The sequence below is a fragment of the Pantoea sp. MBD-2R genome, assembly GCF_039134845.1.
Classification (GTDB): Bacteria; Pseudomonadota; Gammaproteobacteria; order Enterobacterales; family Enterobacteriaceae; genus Erwinia.
Map to the genome: position 1 here is coordinate 206,373 of NZ_CP152417.1, position 19,366 is coordinate 225,738.

Consider the following 19,366-nt stretch of genomic DNA (forward strand, 5'->3'; position numbering starts at 1 on the left):
AAGCAAAATAGAAAACCGGCTTTTAAGCCGGTTTTTTTTGCTGCTAAAACCGGCTTAATCGAAAAGCGACTCGTGGCGTGTTTCTTTGCTGGCCAGCAGCGCGAACAGCGTCAGACAGGCCATGGCTGCCAGATAAATACCGACGTAGAACAGGCCATACGTATGGGCCAGCCAGGTAGCGATATAAGGCGCGACGGAAGCGCCCAGAATCGACGACAGGTTGTAAGAGAACGATGCGCCGGTATAACGCACTTCCGTTGGGAACAGCTCCGGCAACAGCGCACCCATCGGGCCAAATGTCAAACCCATCACGCTCAAACCGCAGACCAGAAACGCCATCACCAGCAGCGGATTACCTGAACCCAGCATAAACGGAAACACCAGAGCAAAAGCGATAATCATCAGCGTGATCGCAATCATCGTTTTGCGACGACCAAAGCGGTCCGCCAGCAGGCCAGCGATCGGCACCATTACGCCAAAACCAATGACCGCCATCATCAGCATCCACAGCATGGTATTACGTGGGAAGCCAAGGCCATTTGGTGCAGGCGTTGTGCCATAAGTCATGGAGTAAACGGTCATAATATAAAACAGCGTATAGGTTGCCAGCATAATAAAGGTGCCGAGAATGGTCGCTTTCATATGCTTCGACAGCAGCGTGCCAATCGGCACTTTTACCTGTTTCTTCTCCTTTTTCGCTTTGGCGAACACCGGCGATTCATTCAGCGAAACGCGAACATACAGGCCGATCAGCACCAGTACCGCAGAGAGGATAAAGGGAACGCGCCAGCCCCACTGCATAAACTGATCGTCAGTGAGTAACCAGGAGAGCAGCAGGAAAGTCCCGTTAGCAAAGAAGAAGCCGATTGGCGCGCCGAGCTGCGGGAAAGAACCGTACAGCGCACGCTTTTTCGCAGGGGCGTTCTCAGTAGCCAGCAGCGCCGCGCCGCCCCACTCACCCCCAAGCCCCAGCCCCTGACCAAAACGCGCCAGTGCCAGCAGCAGCGGTGCGAATACGCCAATGGTTTCATAGCCCGGTAACAAGCCGATTAAGACCGTGGAAATGCCCATGGTAAGCAATGACGCCACCAGCGTCGCTTTACGGCCTACCCGGTCGCCAAAGTGGCCAAACAGCGCCGAGCCGATAGGGCGCGCGATAAAGGCAATAGCAAAGGTTGCCAGTGACTGTAGCGTGGCAACGGTAGCATCGCCCTGGGGAAAGAAAATATGCGGGAAAACAATGACCGCAGCGGTAGCATAAATATAGAAATCGAAAAATTCGATAGCGGTACCGACCAGCGAAGCGACCAACACTTTTCCGCGTGAATTAACGGGCGTGGTGTCCTTTTCGGCGTCGAGAGATGGAGCAATGGAGGCAGGCATAATTGTTTCTTATTTGTAATACGTGAAAAGGAATCTTACGCACAGGATCTTTCTCATTCAATGGTGAAAAGCCCGGGCTATCGCGCATAAAAGAGGATCGTTCGTGAGAGGGGGTAATCACTGGCTGATACCCGCACGAATGATCTGATTCGTAGTGAGAATCACTAAAAAAAGGCCAATAAAAAGTGAACTGACAAGAGGAATAATGCTTTTTTGCGTCATATTTGTGCGCGCTACCGGATTTTAAGCTGATTACGCCATGCGTAGAGCAATATCCGTTATGCCTGCGCCCTGTTACAAAGCATGTCAGTAGAAAATCTTGCGTCCGCCTAAATCAATCCTCAATCAACGCGAGTTTAGTCTCTTCATTCGGGATTTCTCTGATCGAAAACAGGTCGCGTTCTCCGGCAGTAAATAGACTCTCAGGCAACTTTCCCCAGAGATTCCCAAAAGGTTCTGCCGAGATGCCATGCAAAAATTCCTCCCCTCTTTTTCCTCTTTTAACGTTACTCCTGGCGTTCAGCACGTCGCTACCTGCGGCAAATATCCCCGTGGTTAACGTCGTCAGGCTGACGCGGGAGAGTGTCTCACAGCCCGCTGTTTATCTGGGGAGAATTGAAGCCTCAGAAGCGATAGAGGTGATGGCAAGGACGGAAGGCTATGTCTCTCAGCGTTTTTTTCGGGATGGGGAAAATGTTCGTGCCGGGCAGCGGCTGTTTGAAATCGAAGCCCAGCAGCAGCGTGCGGAATTGGCGCGCTGCCAGGCTCTGCTTAACAGCGCGAGCGCACAGTTAAAAAATGCCCGGCAGCATCTCAATCGCCTGCGACAGCTTGGTGTCGGCACTGCCGTTAGCCAGGCCGATTTGGACAACGCGGTGGCAAATCGCGATATGGCGCAGGCGACGCTAAAAGAAGCGGAGGCTCGTTTACAGGCTGAACGGCTTAACCTCGATTTTACGCAAATCGTCGCGCCCATCAGCGGGCGAATTGGGCACAGCACCGTGCATAAAGGCACGTTAATTAATCCGGCATACGGCAAGCTGGTCACGTTGAAAAAGCTCGATCCTATCCGCGTAGTGATTGCCGTCAACGAACGTGATTACCTGACGGCGCAAAAGTCGCTGGAGAACAATCTGCATAAGGCTAACGACGCGCTGACGCCAACGTTACTGCTGGCTAACGGCGAAACCTATCCTTATAGCGGTCATTTTGTTTCGCTTGATAATTTTATCGACAGCAATACCGGAACGGTGGCGATGAAGCTGGAGTTTGCGAATCCTCAACAACGGCTGCTGCCCGGCGGGGTAGTCAGCGTGCAGCTTATGCCCCAGCAAAAGAATCGGCTGATGCTACCGGCAAGCGCGCTACAGCAGGATGCTGACGGCTACTTTATCCTGAAAGTTAACAAAGATCGGCAGGTGGAAAGCAGTCGCATTACGCTTGGCGGCCAGATTGGGCAACACTATGTGGCGACTTCCGGTGCTGAGGCAGGCGACCAGGTAATCGTTGCTGGCATGCAGCGTGTCAGGCCAGGTATGCAAGTCGTTATCGGCGAAGCGCCATAAGGAGCCGGATGTATGCTGAATTTCTTCGTCAGACGACCTAAATTCGCCATCGTCGTCGCACTGATGACGGCGCTTATTGGTGCGGCAGCGCTAAAAATTATCCCCGTTGAGCAATTTCCAGACATCACTCCGCCAGTGGTCAGCGTGACGGCACTCTATCCCGGTGCCAGCGCACGCGACGTCGCCGAAGCTGTGGGTGCGCCGATCGAAGCGCAAATCAACGGCGTCAGCAATATGCTGTATATGGAATCGACCAGCAGCAACAACGGTAGCTACCAGCTGAGTATTACCTTTGCCAATGGCACCCAACCGGATATGGCGGCGGTGGAAGTACAGAATCGATTGTCCCAGATTAGCGCCCAGCTGCCCGCGGATGTTAACAATAATGGTCTGTCGGTACGTAAACGCGCCAGCAATACGTTGATGGGGATCAGCGTATTATCACCCGGGAAAACGCACGATCTTCTCTATCTGAGCCACTACACTTCTGTCCGCCTGCGCGATGCTTTGGCGCGAATACACGGGGGCGGTGATGTACAGGTATTCGGTGCACGTGACTACAGCATGCGTATCTGGCTCGATCCGCAGCGAATGGAAGCGTTGCACATCACTACTGATGAAGTGATTCAGGCGCTTCGTCAGCAGAATGTGCAGGCGGCGGCCGGCCAGATTGGCGCAACGCCTTCGCCCGCATTGCAGCAAAATACCCTGACGATTAATGGTCATGGCCGCCTGATGACGCCAGAGGCGTTCGCAAAAGTTGTGCTGCGTAGCAATCCGCACGGCGGCATGGTGCGCATTAACGATATAGCCAATACCGAGCTTGGCGCTCAAAATTATCAGGTCAATGCTGCGCTGAATAACAGCGAAGGGGCATTTCTGATGATCTATCCCTCACCTGACGCCAATGCCCTTAGCGTAGCGAAAGCGGTACGAGCCGAAATGGCCAGCCAGGCGCGGGCGTTTCCTGACGATATGATTTATCAGATCAAATTTGATGCAACAGACCCGATTACCGCCACGCTGAAGGAGATTGTCATATCTCTGGTGCTAACCCTGCTGGTCGTGCTGGCGGTGGTCTGGCTATTTTTGCAGAGCCTGCGGGCCACCTTTATCGTCGCGTTGACCATCCCCGTATCGTTGCTGGGCACCTTTGCCCTGCTGCTGCTGGCGGGATATTCGGCGAACACGCTTAGCCTGTTTGCCATCATCCTGGCGCTGACTATTGTGGTTGATGATGCGATTGTCGTGGTTGAAAACGTAGAGCGGTTGCTGGCGGAAGAAGCGGACTTAACACCTGCCGGGGCGACCCGTAAAGCGTTAAAGCAGATCGCAGGCCCGGTCATTGCCACTACGCTGGTGCTGCTGGCTGTGTTTGTGCCCATCGCGGTGGTGCCGGGTATTGTCGGCGAGCTGTATCGGCAATTTGCCGTCACGCTGTCGGCCGCAATGGTGCTTTCCAGCATCAACGCGTTAACGCTGACGCCCGCGCTTTGTGCCTGTCTGCTTAAAAGACGTACCACGCCTGTAAACGGATTTTTTGCGCTGTTTAATCGTGGCGTTGACCGTACGCGCGATGCTTACGTGAGCCTGTGCCGCAAGATAAACCGTTACGCAATCACCACCGTTGTCGTGATGCTGGCGGCGGGTGGCGTCACGTGGCTGGCTTATCAGCAGTTGCCTGGCGGCTTTTTGCCGGAAGAAGATGAAGGCTATCTCTTTGTAAACGTCCAGCTGCCTGAAGGCGCTTCGCTACAGCGAACTCAGGCAGTCATGGAGCAAATGTATCAGCAGGTCAGCCAGGATCCGGCGGTCAGGGATGTGATTAAAATTACGGGCTTCAGCCTGCTTGGTGGCGGTAACTCAGCGGCCAGCGGTTTTGCTATCGTACTGCTGAAAGACTGGCACGCGCGGGAGAACGTGGCGAAAATCTTGCCAAAAATTCAGCATAAGCTGGCGTCGATTCCTTCGGCCACGATGATGGTTTTTGTTCCTCCGGCCATCAGCGGGCTGGGCAATGCAGCAGGCTTTGATCTGAGGATTCAGGCGCTGGCAGGCCAGTCACCGCAGGAACTTTCACATACTGTTCAGCGCATCATCATGGCCGCTAACCAGCAACCGCATCTCAGCCGGGTGTTCACGACGTTCAGCGCCGCCGTGCCTGAAATAAGCCTGACGGTTGACCGCGATCGGGCAGCGCTGTTACAGGTCCCGGTCAGCCGCATTTTTGCCGTACTGCAAGCCTCGCTTGGCGGGAGCAACGTTGGGGACTTCACGCATCAGTCACGCCAGTTTCGGGTGCAAGTGCAAAATGACATGCAGTTTCGTCAGCGCAGCGATCAGCTCTCACATCTGACGGTGCGCAGCGAGACTGGCGCGCAAATTCGGCTGAATCAATTGGTGACCATGACACCATCGTTGGGCGCGCCCTACATCATGCAGTACAACCAGTTTCCCGCGGTAGCGGTGAGTGGTTCTGGTGCGGCGGGCGTCAGTTCAGGTCAGGCGATGTCTGCTATGGAAACGCTGCTGGCGCAGCATTTGCCTGAAGGATATGGCTATAGCTGGACCGGCATGTCGCTTCAGGAGCAGCAAACGGGCAATCAGGCCCTGTGGATTTTCCTGGCGGCTATCGTTTTCGCCTGGCTGTTTTTGGTGGCGCAGTATGAGAGCTGGAGCATCCCGCTGGCGGTGCTGCTTTCAGTGATCTTCGCGGCGGCAGGTGCGGTTACTGGCCTGCATCTGATGGGCTTTACTAACGATGTCTATGTGCAGATTGGCCTGGTGCTGTTGATGGGGCTGGCGGCGAAAAACGCCATTTTGATGGTGGAATTTGCCCGCGATCGCCGGGATCAGGGCATGGACATTGCCGAAGCGGCTGAACAGGCGGCTAAGCAGCGTTTCCGGGCGGTAATGATGACGGCGATCTCCTTTATCCTTGGGGTATTACCGCTGGTAATGGCCACCGGCGCTGGCGCGGCCAGCCGACAAATTATTGGTGTGACTGTTTTCAGCGGCATGTTGTCCGCGACGCTAGTCGGCGTGCTGTTTATCCCGGCGCTTTATCTGCATATTCAACGTCTGCGTGAAAGGATCAAGCGTCCTCGCCAGGCTCGAAGATGATAACGACCCGGGAAAAAGCGCAGACGTTGGTGGTAACGCTCGGCATGCTGGTGATCATTTTCGCCGGTATCCGGGCGAGCGCGGATATCGTGGTGCCGTTTATCCTCGCCCTGTTTTTAGCCGTGATCCTGCATCCGCTGGTAAAATTTTTGCAGCGCAGAGGCATACCGCAGGTACTGGCCGTTTTGCTGCTCACCAGCGTTATCGTGCTGACCGGCGTGCTGCTGCTGACATCGCTGGTCGGTATGCTGAATGATTTTGCCCGTACGCTGCCTCAGTATCGGCTGATACTGACCGAAAGGCTGCGGGATTTTCAGCATCTGGCGCGACAAACAGGGATACCTTTCTCCTCAGAACAGGGAATGGCGTTGGCCGATCCGAATGCGGTGATCAACCTGGTGAGCCGCTTGCTGACGCAGCTTTCCGGCACGGTATCTAATCTGTTCCTGCTGTTGATGACCGTGGTATTTATGCTGCTTGAAGTGCCTTTACTGGCGAAAAAGCTGCCGCAGATCCTGAGTTCACCTTTAGCCAGCAACGCTGCGATTCAGCGGGCGCTCGACAGCGTAAGCCGCTACCTGATCCTGAAAACAGCAATCAGCCTGCTGACCGGCGGCATCGTCTGGCTGATGCTGTGGCTGCTGGACGTGCGTTTTGCGCTGCTGTGGGGCGTACTGGCTTTCGCGCTTAACTATATTCCCAATATCGGATCGGTCATCGCCGCCGTTCCGCCCATCTTGCAGGTGCTGATTTTTAACGGCAGCGGGGAGGGGGCCGTCGTTATCTGCGGTTATTTGCTGATCAACCTGCTGATTGGCAACATGCTGGAGCCGCGGCTAATGGGGCGTGGGCTGGGGCTTTCGACGCTGGTGGTATTCCTGTCACTGATTTTCTGGGGATGGCTGCTGGGCATCGTAGGCATGCTGCTTTCCGTACCGCTCACCATCGTTGTGAAAATCGCGCTGGAGCAGACGCAGGGCGGTCGGCCCCTTGCGCTACTCCTTGGCGACAGCAGTACGCTGGTTAATTCAGCGTCTGATTAACGCGCTGCACCATCCACGGCCAGAACGGATTTGACGTCTGGCGCATCAGCATGTCCAGACTGACCATCAGTACCGAGCGTTCGCCACGCGGCGTCAGAGAGCCAAAGCTGACGCCAAATTCATTCGGCGGCGCAGGCGTGCGGCCATACAGCGAATCGCTGAGCGGAAAAGGCAGTGCGACATGAGAGAGCGAATAGACATCGGCAGGAAAACTGAGTCCAAGCGGTAGCTGGGTTATCTCCGTGCTGCCCGCTGCGGTAATCTGAGCGACGGCGGCGCTGTTATGGGGTGAAACGTTAGTGACTATAGTCGTCGTGTAAGTGCGGGGAGCGGGCGGCAGCAGATGCTCTACCGCATGAAGGGCGGTGCTGCGCATCAGCGGGGACAGTTTTACCGATCGGTTGATATCAAACAGCACCAGTTCACTGCCGTTGGCAGGCAACAGGTTGTACAGCCCGCGCACGACGGCGGGCGTGCTGACCGTTGCGTCTGCGACTGACTGAAAGGTCAGTATTGGCGGCAGTTTACTCAACGTATTGCTGGTACTGTCGCGATGCAGCTGGCTTTGCAACGCGCTGGTCAGTAGCCAGGATTGTCGGGCCGCCTTAACCGGAAATGAATTGTATTTAAAGGGATTGAACTCCGGCAGGATGCTGAGCCACGCCGAACGCGCGAACGCGGGCAGCAGGGAAGGCAGGCCAGCCAGTCCGGCATAACGAGCATAGCTGCTAACGCCAATCATCGGTGAGATCAGGATGAGCCTGTTCGGTGCAGGTAATGACGCATCGTCGAGCGCATCCAGCGCATATTTCATGGCCAGCGCACCGCCGTTGGAAAAGCCCATAATTTGCAGCGGCGCACCCGCAGGAATACTGCGGTGAGCCTCGCGCATCGCCAGCCTGGTCGCTGCCATCCAGTCTTCCCATTCAACCTGCGTTAGCGCGGCGGGTACAGTCCCGTGTCCCGGCAGGCGAATCGCGACCACCACATACCCTTTTTGCTGATAGTTAGCTGCGAAGTGACGCAGGCTGTAAGGCGAATCCGTCAGTCCGTGTAACAGCACGACCGCACCGCGAGGCTTACCCGCTGGCAGTAGCTTGTAAGAACGGTTCCAGTTGGTGGCAAAATGGGCGGGATAAACAGGGCTTTTTTCAGCGTAGCGATTAAAGGTCTCGGGATTATCGTCCGGGAGTTTATCGGTAACGTTGAGCTTCATGTCAGCAAAGATTTTCTGCTCATTAGCCAGATAATCACTCCAGCTATCCTGATCCATCTGGCTGTCGCTCAGTTCGTCCGGTAGCCAGGTGTGCCACAGTTGCAAATCCGGCCCACGTTCGGTCATGGCGATACGCAGCGCCAGCAGGACTATCAGCATTGTCACCAGCAGCACGGTTAACCGTCGCAACCAGAGGCGTGTGCGTTGTAGCATTATGTCATCCTTACCGGCGAATAATTCGCAGGAAGTATAGTGTGAATCAGCAAGCTGGCGTTGATCGACGTCATTCTGACAGGACAATGCCTCGCCGCGTTGTTTCTGATAAGCTGGCCAGAAAACAGGCTTCAGTCCGGACCTATGAATTCAAGACATCAGCATATCATTCAGTTAGTTAATGAGCGCGGCCACGTAAGCGTAAGCGAGCTGGCACAGGTGACAGGCGTTTCAGAAGTGACGGTACGCCAGGATCTTAACGTTTTGGAGCGTGAACATTTTCTGCGTCGCGTGCATGGTTCTGCCGTTGCGCTGGAGAGCGATGACGTCAGTGCCAGGATGCGTACCCGTTATCCGGTCAAAAAAAAGCTGGCAGAGTTTGCCGCTACGCTGGTCAACGAAGGCGAGGCGGTCTTTATCGAAGGCGGCAGCACCAACGCCCTGCTGGCGCGTGAACTGGCTGGACGCAACAACATCACCATTATCACCGTCAGCCACTATATCGCTCACCTGCTGCGCGATACCAATTGTGAAGTCATTATCCTCGGCGGCCTGTATCAAAAAAGCAGTGAGTCCGTGGTGGGGCCACTCACGCGCTACTGCATTCAGCACCTTAACTTCCATAAAGCGTTTATTGGGGTTGACGGCTGGCATCCTGATGCCGGATTTACCGGGCGTGATATGTTGCGCTGCGACGTTGTTGATGCCGTAATAGCTAAAAATACCTACACCATTGCCCTGACCGATTCTTCCAAGTTTGGTCAGCTTCATCCTTATTCGCTTGCGCCAGGAAATACGTTCAACCAAATCGTCACCGACAGCGGGCTTGCTGTGCACTATCGCGAACGACTGGCTGAACAGCCCACACGTTTGGATATTGTTGAGATCCCTGAATCTGATTAATTGCACATTGTTGTAATACGGTTGAGGGTGAAAAGCAGATTATAGTGGCGATATTTTCCTCAGAGGAGCCAGCATTGGACAGTCACCCCTTACGTTTTACGCTTTGAGGTAAGCTCACGTCACCGTTTGCTTGCCGAAAACCGGTGGGCAATGTTTCACTCTTTCTCTGCGTGTCACATCCCCGTATTTCATTCATTTTTTTCCCGCGATATGCCGGACAAGGATTACCAATGAAAGAACCTCCGACCAGCGGCGGGCGATGGCAGACAGGCAGAATAAGGCGTAGACCCTTACTGTAAACGCCCCCCTGTTTCTTCCTTCTTGCTTCGTCCCTCCCGATCCCAAAAAACGCTAAATAATCCTCACGCGCAGGAGCGCTTTCGTGCGCCTGAAAAAAATTAAGGATCCGGCAAATGAAAATGAATAATGCCAGTTTAAGCCATGCTCGCGAGCTGGCTATCGCCAGCGAAATGACGCAAAACCTGGACAGTACGCTGGCCCGGCTAAACACCCAACAAGACGGCCTCACCATGGAAGATGCCGCAGAACGGCTGCTGGAATATGGCAAAAATCAGGTCGCCAGTGAAAAAGCGCCTGGCGCGCTGGTCCAACTGGCGCAGGCGTTTAATAACCCTTTTATCTGGGTACTGATGGCGCTTGCCGTTGTCACCTTTTTCACTGATTACCTGCTGCCGCTTCGTCAGGGCGAGGAAACCGATCTGACCGGTGTGACAATCATGCTGGTGATGATTTCACTCAGCGGTATGCTGCGTTTCTGGCAGGAATATCGCACCAATAAAGCAGCGGAAGCACTGAAATCGTTAGTTCGTACTACCGCTACGGTAATGCGTCGCGACAGCAATACGGCGAAGCCGGTAAAAATGGAAATCGCCTTGCAGGACGTCGTACCCGGCGACATTATTTTTCTCTCCGCAGGCGATATGATCCCGGCTGATGTGCGGCTAATTTCTTCCCGCGATCTGTTTGTCAGTCAGTCTGCGCTAAGTGGCGAAGCTATCCCAATTGAGAAGTACGATGCACTGTCTGGCATAACGGCGGAAGCGGGGCTGGATACGGATGAAGCGGATTTGCTGGCAATGCCGGGAATTTGCCTGCTTGGTACCAACGTCGCCAGCGGAACCGCCACGGCGGTGGTGGTGGCTACCGGCAACCGTACCTGGTTTGGCTCGCTGGCTAAATCCGTGACGGGCAAACGTCCACAAACCGCGTTTGACCGCGGCGTAAACAGCGTCAGCTGGCTGCTGATCCGTTTTATGCTGGTCATGGTACCCATTGTATTATTTATCAACGGCTTTACTAAAGGTGACTGGACGGAAGCCCTGATGTTTTCGCTGGCTGTAGCGGTTGGGCTGACGCCGGAAATGCTGCCGATGATTGTCAGCTCGAACCTGGCGAAGGGCGCGATTGCAATGTCTCGCCGTAAGGTTGTGGTGAAACGTCTAAACGCCATTCAGAATTTTGGCGCGATGGACGTATTGTGCACTGACAAGACCGGCACGCTGACGCAGGACCGGATAATTCTCGCTCACCATCTGGATGCTCATGGGCTGAGCAGCGAAACCGTGTTGCAGCTTGCCTGGCTGAACAGTTATCACCAAAGCAGTGTTAAGAATCTGATGGATAACGCTATTCTCAGCTTCGGGCAGGAAAAGATAGCGAGCGGTTTGGCCCGCTACCGCAAAATTGACGAGCTGCCATTTGATTTTGAACGTCGTCGGCTGTCGGTGGTGATAGCCGATGAGCAAAACCAGCAGAAGCTGATTTGCAAAGGCGCAGTCGAAGAAATGCTGGCCGTGGCCAGTCACTGGCTGGATGCGGGGGAGCGGCAGTTACTTGATGACGATGCTCGTCAGCAATGGCGAGACCGGGTGGAGAAGTTAAACCAGCAGGGCTTCCGCGTGTTGCTTGTAGGGGTTCGGGAGCTGGGCGAGATGCCACTGAACCGGCCTTTACACAAAGGCGATGAAAGAGCGCTGACGCTTTGTGGGCTGCTGACCTTCCTCGATCCGCCAAAAGAGAGCGCCGTTGCAGCGATTGCTGCGTTGCATGAACACGGCGTCACGGTGAAAGTGCTGACGGGCGATAATCCGATTATCACCCGTAAAATCTGTCGTGATGTTGGGTTGGAGCCTGGTAAACCCTTGTGCGGCAGTGATATTGAGCGGCTGGATGATGACGAGTTGTGCCGTGAGGCAGAAGCCAGAACCTTGTTCTGTCGGCTGGCGCCGCAACAAAAATCACGCGTGCTGAAAGCGTTGCAGAAAAACGGCCATACCGTGGGCTTTCTTGGCGACGGCATTAACGATGCGCCTGCATTGCGCGCTGCCGATATTGGCATCTCTGTCGATACCGCTACCGATATCGCAAAAGAGTCCGCTGACATCATTCTGCTGGAAAAAAATCTGCTGGTGCTGGAAGCGGGTGTCATTAAAGGACGGGAAACCTTTGGCAATATCATCAAGTACCTGAACATGACCGCCAGCGCTAACTTCGGCAATGTCTTTTCCGTGCTGGTGGCCAGCGCTTTTATTCCGTTCTTGCCCATGCTGGCAATCCATTTATTAATCCAGAACCTGATGTATGACCTGTCTCAGCTGGCGTTGCCCTGGGACAAAATGGATAAAGAGTTTTTGCGTAAGCCACGCAAATGGGACGCAAAAAATATTGGCCGCTTTATGTTGTGGGTTGGGCCAACGTCGTCGCTTTTTGATATCACCACTTTTTACGTTATGTGGCATGTATTTGCTGCCAACAGCGTTGAACATCAGGCGTTGTTTCAGTCCGGCTGGTTCATTGAAGGACTGCTGTCGCAAACGCTGGTAGTACATATGCTGCGTACAAAGAAAGTTCCCTTTATTCAAAGCCGCGCAGCGCTGCCGGTCATGTTGATGACCGCACTGGTGATGATAGGGGGGATCTGCATTCCGTTTTCACCGCTGGGCCATGCGGTCGGGCTGGTGCCGTTACCCTGGGCTTATTTCCCGTGGCTGGCGGCGATCTTGTGTGGCTACTGCCTGGTGGCTCAGGGCATGAAACACTTCTATATACGTCGTTTTGGCCAGTGGTTCTGAGGAGCAAAAACAGGGCGAACCGCCGGTTCGCCTTTTTTCACACTTTGACGAAGCTCAGCCAGAGAAAACGAATTACAAAATATTCCAGCGCGCCCAGCAGTAAAAACCACAAACAAAAAACCAGCGTATAAAGTTGGCCCACATCGCTCAGATGAAATATGTCCACCAGTCTGTGCGTCAGGGTCAGGCCAAACCAGGGCGCGGGCAGCAGCAGCGCGGAAAGAAAGCCCAGCATCAGCGTGCTCATTGGCATTAAAAAAGTCAGAAAAGGGTTTTTCATTAGCATTCCATTTCGATCGGTGGCGGCCATTTTGCGATAATCACTCTGTGGGTTCAATGCCCGGTTGACTCAGCAGAAAGCGGGCCATAACGCGCCATATCAATATTCACCTTTGTCAGCTCGCCCATAAGCCAGCGCAAAGCGGGTTGATGATCAAACAAGCTGTGGGTGAGCAATACCAGTTCATAAGCGGGAAGGCCCTGAGGAAGTTCAACTATTTTCAGGGGAAGCATGCCTGCCAGCTCGCGCGCAATGCGGAAGGGCACGCACATTAAATAACCGGAAGCCACAGCGATCCTTCCTCCGACGGCATAGCTCTGTACTACGGTTGCTAGCGGTCGGTAAAGGTGCTGCTCTGCCAGCCAGCGATCGATATGGTCAGCCCCCGAGCTCACTGCGGGCAAATGAATCTGTGCTTCCGTCACGAGGTGACTGATGTTCAGCTGAGCGGGTAAATCTGAACGCGTTTTTGCCGCAATCGCCACAAAACGATCGGTAATAAGTGGATGTTTATGAAAGTAATGAGGAATATGCTGCAAAGTATCGACGCCAATAAATGCATCCAGCTGGCCTCTTTCCATACGCTCAAGTTTGATCGTTTCCGATAATATATCCACTGAAAGCCGGACATTGGGTGCCGTCGTTTTAAATCGGGCGGTCAACACCGGCATAAACATAAATTCAAAATAATCCACCGCACCCAGGTAAAAAGTATGTGCATCCAGTGCAGGATTAAAGGGATGCGCGCCCCGTGTAGCGGCATCTAACCTGTCCAGCGTATTGCTAATAACCGGAATAATGGACGCCGCGTACGGTGTTGGCTCCATACCATTTCGGGTGCGGATAAAAACCTCATCGTTTAACTGTGCCCGCAAACGATTCAGGGCGTGGCTGAAGGCGGACTGGGTAATATTTGCTTTGTGGGCTGCCCGGGTGACGTTCTTTTCCTTTGCCAGGATCAGCATAAGACGCAACAGGTTTAGATCTAACATGACTATGCATTCCCTTCATTAGCCAATGTTAACAATACATTTTATTCATGACTTTTGTCACTGATATATTTCCGCTGAACCCACAAAAATGCAGAGGCCAGGGATGAAGGGAAATAATAACCAGCGAATGGGTGCCGGCAGTCTGACAATGTTTACGCTGTGTGCCGTCGTCATTCTGGATACGCTTGCTGCGTCCGCCGCTATTGGGCCTTCGGCTTTTGCATGGTGGGGAATTATGCTGATTGGTTTCGTCCTGCCTTATTCGCTGGTGGTAACGGAATTAGGAACGACCTGGCCCGCAGAAGGGGGAATATATGACTGGATAAAGAGGGCGTTTGGTCAAAGAATGGCGGCCAGAACCTCCTTTTTATACTGGATAAATGTCGGCTTATGGATGCCTTCGGTTTATATTCTTTTTGCCGGAACATTCGCTTCATTATACTGGCCAAAAATGAGCCTTTTCTGGCAAATCACGTTATGCCTGGCGCTGACATGGTTAACGGTAGGTTTTTGTAATGTCTCGGCGACGGTTTGCCTGAAAATAGCCCGCTGGGGAGCCTGGGCAAAAATAGCCGTCATTATTGTCCTCGGTTTGTCGGGTCTTCATTATCTTGCAAAAAATGGGCTGGCAAATCATTTTCAACCTGCGTCTCTGATCCCACACCTCGATGAAAGCAGCCGCTTCCTGCCCGCTATTATCTATAGCCTTCTGGGTTTGGAGCTGGTAGCCAGCATGGGGAAAATGATAAAAAAACCGGAGAGAACCCTGCCGCTGGCAATGTTAACGTCTGCGTTATGTATTTCACTGCTTTATCTGTTTGGAACATTTGGGTTGCTTGCTGCGCTGCCGATCAAGGAAATCAATTTAGTTTCCGGCATTATCGATGCAATGAAAATCATCTTCTCCGAGGGCGAATTCTCGCGGGGTATTTTGCATGTTTTATGTGCACTGACGTTATTCAGTTTTATTAGCAATATGGTGACATGGACTTCGGGATCCAGTCGGACTGCCGCTGAAGCCGCGCTAAGTGGCGAACTTCCTGCCTGTCTGGGGATAATCAGTTATCGATATCAAACACCCGTAGGCGCGAATATGGCGACAGGAATTATCGCCACGCTGGTAATTGTTTGCTACAGCCAGCTCGCCAGCGATAACAGTGACTTATTCTGGATAATTTTTTCATTCTCCAGCTGTATTTTTCTTCTTCCTTATTTGTTTCTGTTCAGTGGATGGTTTTGGTTACGCTATAAATCCCCGCATGTTCACCGTCCTTACCGTGTTCCCGGCGGCGTGGTGGGGCAATGGTTGGTTGCGGGGGTTTGTTTGTTATTTATTGTTCAGGGCATCGTTCTTTTTATTTTCCCCGATTTGTTTAAAGGGGAAATTGATGGTGGCTACAGCACCCCAATCATTGCCGGGGTAATCGCTACGCTGGTCGCTGGAGAAGTCATTATGTTGCAATACGATCGAAGATCACAGAGTAATATTTAAAAAATTTTCACCTGAGAAAACTGACTTCCGTATTTATTTTTGAGGACTGTCTATGAGAAACGTAACGGTATCTGCAACACAGATGCGCTGCTGCTGGGATCTGGAGAATAATATCTTCAATGCGGAAAAACTGGTGCGTGAAGCTCACGCTCAGGGCGCGCAAATAATTTTGATTCAGGAGCTTTTTGCGACGCCCTATTTTTGTATTGACCAAAGCCCGGAACATTATTCTCTGGCACAGGAAAGGGAGCGTAGTCCGCTTATTAAACATTTTTCAGCGCTTGCCAAAGAATTGCAGGTAGTGCTGCCGATAAGCTTCTTTGAAAAATGTCATAACGCTTATTATAACTCCCTGGTGATGATTGATGCGGACGGTGCCGTGCTGGATACCTACCGTAAAACCCATATTCCAAATGGTCCGGCTTATCAGGAAAAACAATTTTTTATTCCTGGCGACACCGGTTTCAAAGTGTGGGAAACGCATTATGCAAAAATTGGTGTGGGGATCTGCTGGGACCAATGGTTCCCGGAAACCGCACGCTGCCTGGCGCTTCAGGGGGCCGAGCTGCTCTTTTACCCTACGGCAATAGGGTCAGAGCCGGCTTATCCCGATATCGACAGCCAGCCGCACTGGACCAGAGTTCAGCAGGGACATGCGGCTGCTAACATCCTGCCGGTTATTGCGTCTAACCGCATCGGAACGGAACGGAGTCGCTCTATTCCCGGCCTTGAAATGACTTTTTACGGCTCCTCATTTATCGCCGATCAGACAGGAGAACTGGTTAAGCAGGCAGGTAAAACAGAAGAGTGCGTTCTGGTACAGACTTTCGATCTGGACGCGATCGCCGCACAGCGTGCTGCCTGGGGAGTGTTCCGCGATCGGCGGCCGGAGATGTATAGCGCAATAGCCACCTCTGACGGTCGGGTAAGGAGATAACCGATGTCCTCTTTTACTCGCCCTTATCGTGATGGATTTGCCATGCCTGCGGAATGGGCTCCACAGCAGGCGGTTTGGATGATCTGGCCTTATCGTCAGGATAACTGGCGGTCATCTGCACGGCCCGCACAGCAGGCATTTGCCTCTGTCGCCGCTGCGATTGCCCGAACAACATCGGTTTTTATGGCCGTTCCGGCTTCTGAAATGGTTCGTGCGCGCCAGGCTGTCTCTCCTTTGGTAACGCTTGTTGAAATGGAAAGTGATGATGCCTGGATGCGGGATACCGGCCCAACAATTGTCGTGAACCTGCAGGGTGAACGCCGAGCGGTGAGCTGGACGTTTAATGCCTGGGGTGGGAAGCAAGGGGGATTATACGCCAGCTGGGAGCACGATCAGGCCATTGCCGGGCAGGTTGCGGGTTATCACATGCTCCCCTGCTATAACGCCGATCTGGTGCTTGAAGGGGGATCGGTCCATACCGATGGAGAGGGAACGTTACTTACCACGGCTGAGTGTCTGCTTCATCGGAATCGTAATCCGCAGCTGACGCAGTCTGAGATTGAGCAGGCACTGCGGGATTATTTGGGAGTAGAAGCGATTATCTGGCTGCCGGAAGGGGTGTTCAACGACGAGACGAATGGCCATATTGATAATATATGCTGTTTTGTTCGACCGGGAGAAGTGGCTTTGCACTGGACTGAGGATCGGCATGACCCACAATATACCCGCTCAGTTGCGGCTTTAAAGGTGCTGGAAGCGGCAACGGATGCCCGGGGACGTTCGCTGAAAATATGGAAAATACCCGCACCAGATCCGCTTTATGCTACCGATGAGGAAACCAGCGGGTTGGTACAAGGAACGGCAGCAAAACGTCAGGCGGGTGACCGGCTGGCCGGTTCTTATGTCAATTATCTGATCAGCAACGGGCAAATCATCTTTCCGTTACTGGATCCACAGACAGATCAGAAAGTTGAGGCGCTGTTCAGGGAGATCTATCCGGATCATCTTGTCACTGGCGTGCCTGCACGGGAAATTCTTCTCGGCGGAGGGAACATTCACTGTATTACACAACAGATACCGGCATAACATTTGAGTTACAGCGAAGCTGCCTGACTTGTTACAGTGGCAATGTCAGGCACAGCGCAGCCTTCTTTACCTGTTATAAACCCCCACTCCCCTCAGGGATGAGCCGTCTAACGTAGTAATTCTTTTAGCCTTTTTGATCTTTTTTTATGCTGGAATTTAGCATTCGTTAAAAAGTATAGCCAAGGCTATACTCAAATCCCTGATTTTACTGTCTTTTTTTATCAATGATCCCATGCTAGGATGCGTTCCTTATTAAGCCTCTTGCGCTTATTTTTTGTGCGAGAACTGTTCTTTTAACGTTTGAGCGGTGTGTTCACCGTCAAACCGGTATAACTACAATGAACCTATACGCAACCCTTATTCTGGCTTTTGGCATGTCGATGGACGCGTTCGCAGCAGCGATTGGCAAAGGTGCCTGCCTGCATCGTCCCAGCGTCAAAGAAGCACTTCGCACCGGATTAATTTTCGGCGTAATCGAAGCGCTGACGCCACTGATTGGTTGGGCTGTAGGGATTGCTGCCAGTCGGTATGTGATGGCATGGGATCATTGGGTCGCTTTTACACTGCTGTTTGTGCTTGGCGCACGGATGATTGTGGAAGGTTTTCGAAAAAAAGAGGCTATTGAAGAGGCGCCAAATCGCCACGGCTTTTGGCTGTTAGCGACAACGGCGGTAGCAACCAGCCTGGACGCGATGGCGGTGGGTGTTGGTCTGGCATTCCTGCAGGTCAATATCATCACGACAGCATTGGCTATCGGCGCGTCCACTATGGTAATGGCGTCGGTGGGTATTTTGCTCGGTCGCTTCCTTGGTCCTGTGATGGGCAAGTGGGCGGAAATTTTCGGTGGTGTGGTGCTGATTGGCATTGGCACCAGCATCCTCGTCGATCATCTGGGCCTGCTCTCCTGACGGATCCAGCAGAACATCACCGCTGATTTTCTGCTGCAAATCAGCAGACTGGCTTTTTTTTTGCTATTTCACCTCTCAGCCTTATTCCTTCATTTTCTGTTACAAATCGCGCAAATTTGCATTTCTGTTTAACATTCGTTTAGGTTTTTCTTTGCATACTTATGCTGATTTTGTGATCCACTTCAAATTTTGTTGCCTGAAAAACGGTCGTGTTGTATAATTTTTTTGCTATTTATTAACAGAATTTGAACTGGGATCCACAATGAAAAGATTTTTTAACTACGTGTTTAGTTGTTACGTCGAAACGTTTAAACATGTACCGCCAGGCGCTATGTATTAATGGCGCTGGCCAGAAACCCTCGATAGCCGCGGTCAGGGACAGACCGATGGTTATCACTTTTCCCGCCCTTATTTCCTGATTATTTTTATAAACTTCCGAAAAACCGCCGCCGTATCAACGGGGGGCAGCCTTTTTTCTCACTGTTGAAAAATCTGCGCTAAAACCAATAAAGTGGGTGGCCGGTACTGCCTGCCTGACGCCCGGCCACGCAAAAATTAATCCTGACTTTGATACTCATCCAGCGTAGCGCTCTGGCACGCTTCCGGGTTTTGCCGTGCCTGCTGTTTCTGTTCCGCCCCAAGATTCATCCATGCCGCAACGACGGTTCTGGCTTCATCTTCATCGAATTCTGATTTTTCTTGAGCAGAAGGTGACTGCCCTCGAGCGGCAAGCGCTTTCAGTTTAGCGATATAGCTGTCAGCCGACTCGGCGGATTTTTCCTGAGTGACGAGCGTGCAGAGATTGGCAATATAGCCCTGTGCCGGATCGTCCGCATCAGACTCCGCGGCATGAGTCGCGCCAGTTACCGTCAGTGCAGCGAGCAGCAGCATAACTTTTTTCATGTTTGCTCCTTATTGAAAAATTTCATTGGGTACTGCGTAAGGATAGCGGATAACGATCTGTCGGCACCAGCAACAATGATTAACGTCGTGCAGGAAACCCGGCGGGCATGGCTGAATGGATTGCAGGACAACATTCCACGGACTTTAACAACAGGGATAGTGACTTATAGCGGGGCGCTGTCCAAAAATTATTCGGGCCGGATAACCTAATCCTTGCCGGCCCGAATTTC

Annotated in this window: 14 protein-coding genes; 9 read left to right on the top strand and 5 right to left on the bottom strand. The window is 52.7% G+C overall.

Annotation, left to right across the window (positions count from 1 at the left end):
• Nucleotides 1-54: 54 nt before the first annotated feature.
• Nucleotides 55-1,383 (bottom strand): MFS transporter, encoded by a 1,329-nt coding sequence (locus tag AAGQ96_RS00820; RefSeq protein ID WP_342754601.1) that lies wholly within the window; start codon nt 1,381-1,383, stop codon nt 55-57.
• 464 nt (nt 1,384-1,847) lie between these two features.
• Between AAGQ96_RS00820 and AAGQ96_RS00825 the strand changes: the two genes are divergently transcribed.
• From AAGQ96_RS00825 to AAGQ96_RS00835, 3 genes are read left to right on the top strand one after another with little or no spacing between them, the layout of a single operon-like run.
• The gene (locus tag AAGQ96_RS00825) at nt 1,848-2,948 is read left to right on the top strand and encodes an efflux RND transporter periplasmic adaptor subunit (protein WP_342754602.1); all 1,101 of its coding nucleotides are present in this window, start codon (nt 1,848-1,850) and stop codon (nt 2,946-2,948) included.
• A gap of 12 nt (nt 2,949-2,960) precedes the next feature.
• Nucleotides 2,961-6,071 (top strand): efflux RND transporter permease subunit, encoded by a 3,111-nt coding sequence (locus AAGQ96_RS00830; protein WP_342754603.1) that lies wholly within the window; start codon nt 2,961-2,963, stop codon nt 6,069-6,071.
• The gene (locus AAGQ96_RS00835; RefSeq protein WP_147193843.1) at nt 6,068-7,114 is read left to right on the top strand and encodes an AI-2E family transporter; all 1,047 of its coding nucleotides are present in this window, start codon (nt 6,068-6,070) and stop codon (nt 7,112-7,114) included. Before AAGQ96_RS00830 ends, AAGQ96_RS00835 begins: the two co-directional genes overlap by 4 nt.
• Here the strand turns inward: AAGQ96_RS00835 and AAGQ96_RS00840 are convergent.
• Nucleotides 7,095-8,543, bottom strand: a complete 1,449-nt coding sequence (locus AAGQ96_RS00840) for an alpha/beta hydrolase (protein WP_342754604.1) — start codon at nt 8,541-8,543, stop codon at nt 7,095-7,097. The two genes, AAGQ96_RS00835 and AAGQ96_RS00840, sit on opposite strands and share 20 nt — an antisense overlap.
• A 144-nt stretch (nt 8,544-8,687) precedes the next feature.
• On the opposite strand from AAGQ96_RS00840, the gene AAGQ96_RS00845 reads away from it, so the two are divergent.
• Nucleotides 8,688-9,446: a DNA-binding transcriptional regulator YciT gene (locus AAGQ96_RS00845; RefSeq protein ID WP_342754605.1), complete on the top strand. Its 759-nt coding sequence runs from the start codon at nt 8,688-8,690 to the stop codon at nt 9,444-9,446.
• Between the two features lie 413 nt (nt 9,447-9,859).
• Nucleotides 9,860-12,538 (top strand): magnesium-translocating P-type ATPase, encoded by a 2,679-nt coding sequence (mgtA, locus tag AAGQ96_RS00850; RefSeq protein ID WP_147193850.1) that lies wholly within the window; start codon nt 9,860-9,862, stop codon nt 12,536-12,538.
• A 37-nt stretch (nt 12,539-12,575) separates the two neighbouring features.
• On the opposite strand, the gene AAGQ96_RS00855 is transcribed toward mgtA, so the two are convergent.
• Both AAGQ96_RS00855 and AAGQ96_RS00860 read right to left on the bottom strand, forming a co-directional pair.
• Nucleotides 12,576-12,818, bottom strand: coding sequence for a DUF1158 family protein (locus AAGQ96_RS00855; protein WP_342754606.1), 243 nt, complete (start codon nt 12,816-12,818; stop codon nt 12,576-12,578).
• A 53-nt stretch (nt 12,819-12,871) separates the two neighbouring features.
• Complete coding sequence (locus tag AAGQ96_RS00860) at nt 12,872-13,810, bottom strand: LysR family transcriptional regulator (protein WP_342754607.1); 939 nt, start codon at nt 13,808-13,810, stop codon at nt 12,872-12,874.
• 148 nt (nt 13,811-13,958) lie between these two features.
• Between AAGQ96_RS00860 and AAGQ96_RS00865 the strand changes: the two genes are divergently transcribed.
• From AAGQ96_RS00865 to mntP, 4 genes are all read left to right on the top strand, one after another.
• Nucleotides 13,959-15,302, top strand: a complete 1,344-nt coding sequence (locus AAGQ96_RS00865) for an APC family permease (protein WP_342755605.1) — start codon at nt 13,959-13,961, stop codon at nt 15,300-15,302.
• 52 nt (nt 15,303-15,354) lie between these two features.
• Complete coding sequence (gene aguB, locus AAGQ96_RS00870; RefSeq protein ID WP_342754608.1) at nt 15,355-16,239, top strand: N-carbamoylputrescine amidase; 885 nt, start codon at nt 15,355-15,357, stop codon at nt 16,237-16,239.
• A 3-nt stretch (nt 16,240-16,242) separates the two neighbouring features.
• The gene (aguA, locus tag AAGQ96_RS00875) at nt 16,243-17,325 is read left to right on the top strand and encodes an agmatine deiminase (RefSeq protein WP_342754609.1); all 1,083 of its coding nucleotides are present in this window, start codon (nt 16,243-16,245) and stop codon (nt 17,323-17,325) included.
• A 338-nt stretch (nt 17,326-17,663) separates the two neighbouring features.
• The gene (gene mntP / locus AAGQ96_RS00880; RefSeq protein ID WP_147193861.1) at nt 17,664-18,233 is read left to right on the top strand and encodes a manganese efflux pump MntP; all 570 of its coding nucleotides are present in this window, start codon (nt 17,664-17,666) and stop codon (nt 18,231-18,233) included.
• 555 nt (nt 18,234-18,788) lie between these two features.
• Here the strand turns inward: mntP and AAGQ96_RS00885 are convergent.
• Nucleotides 18,789-19,136, bottom strand: coding sequence for a hypothetical protein (locus tag AAGQ96_RS00885; protein ID WP_147193863.1), 348 nt, complete (start codon nt 19,134-19,136; stop codon nt 18,789-18,791).
• Between the last annotated feature and the right edge of the window lie 230 nt (nt 19,137-19,366).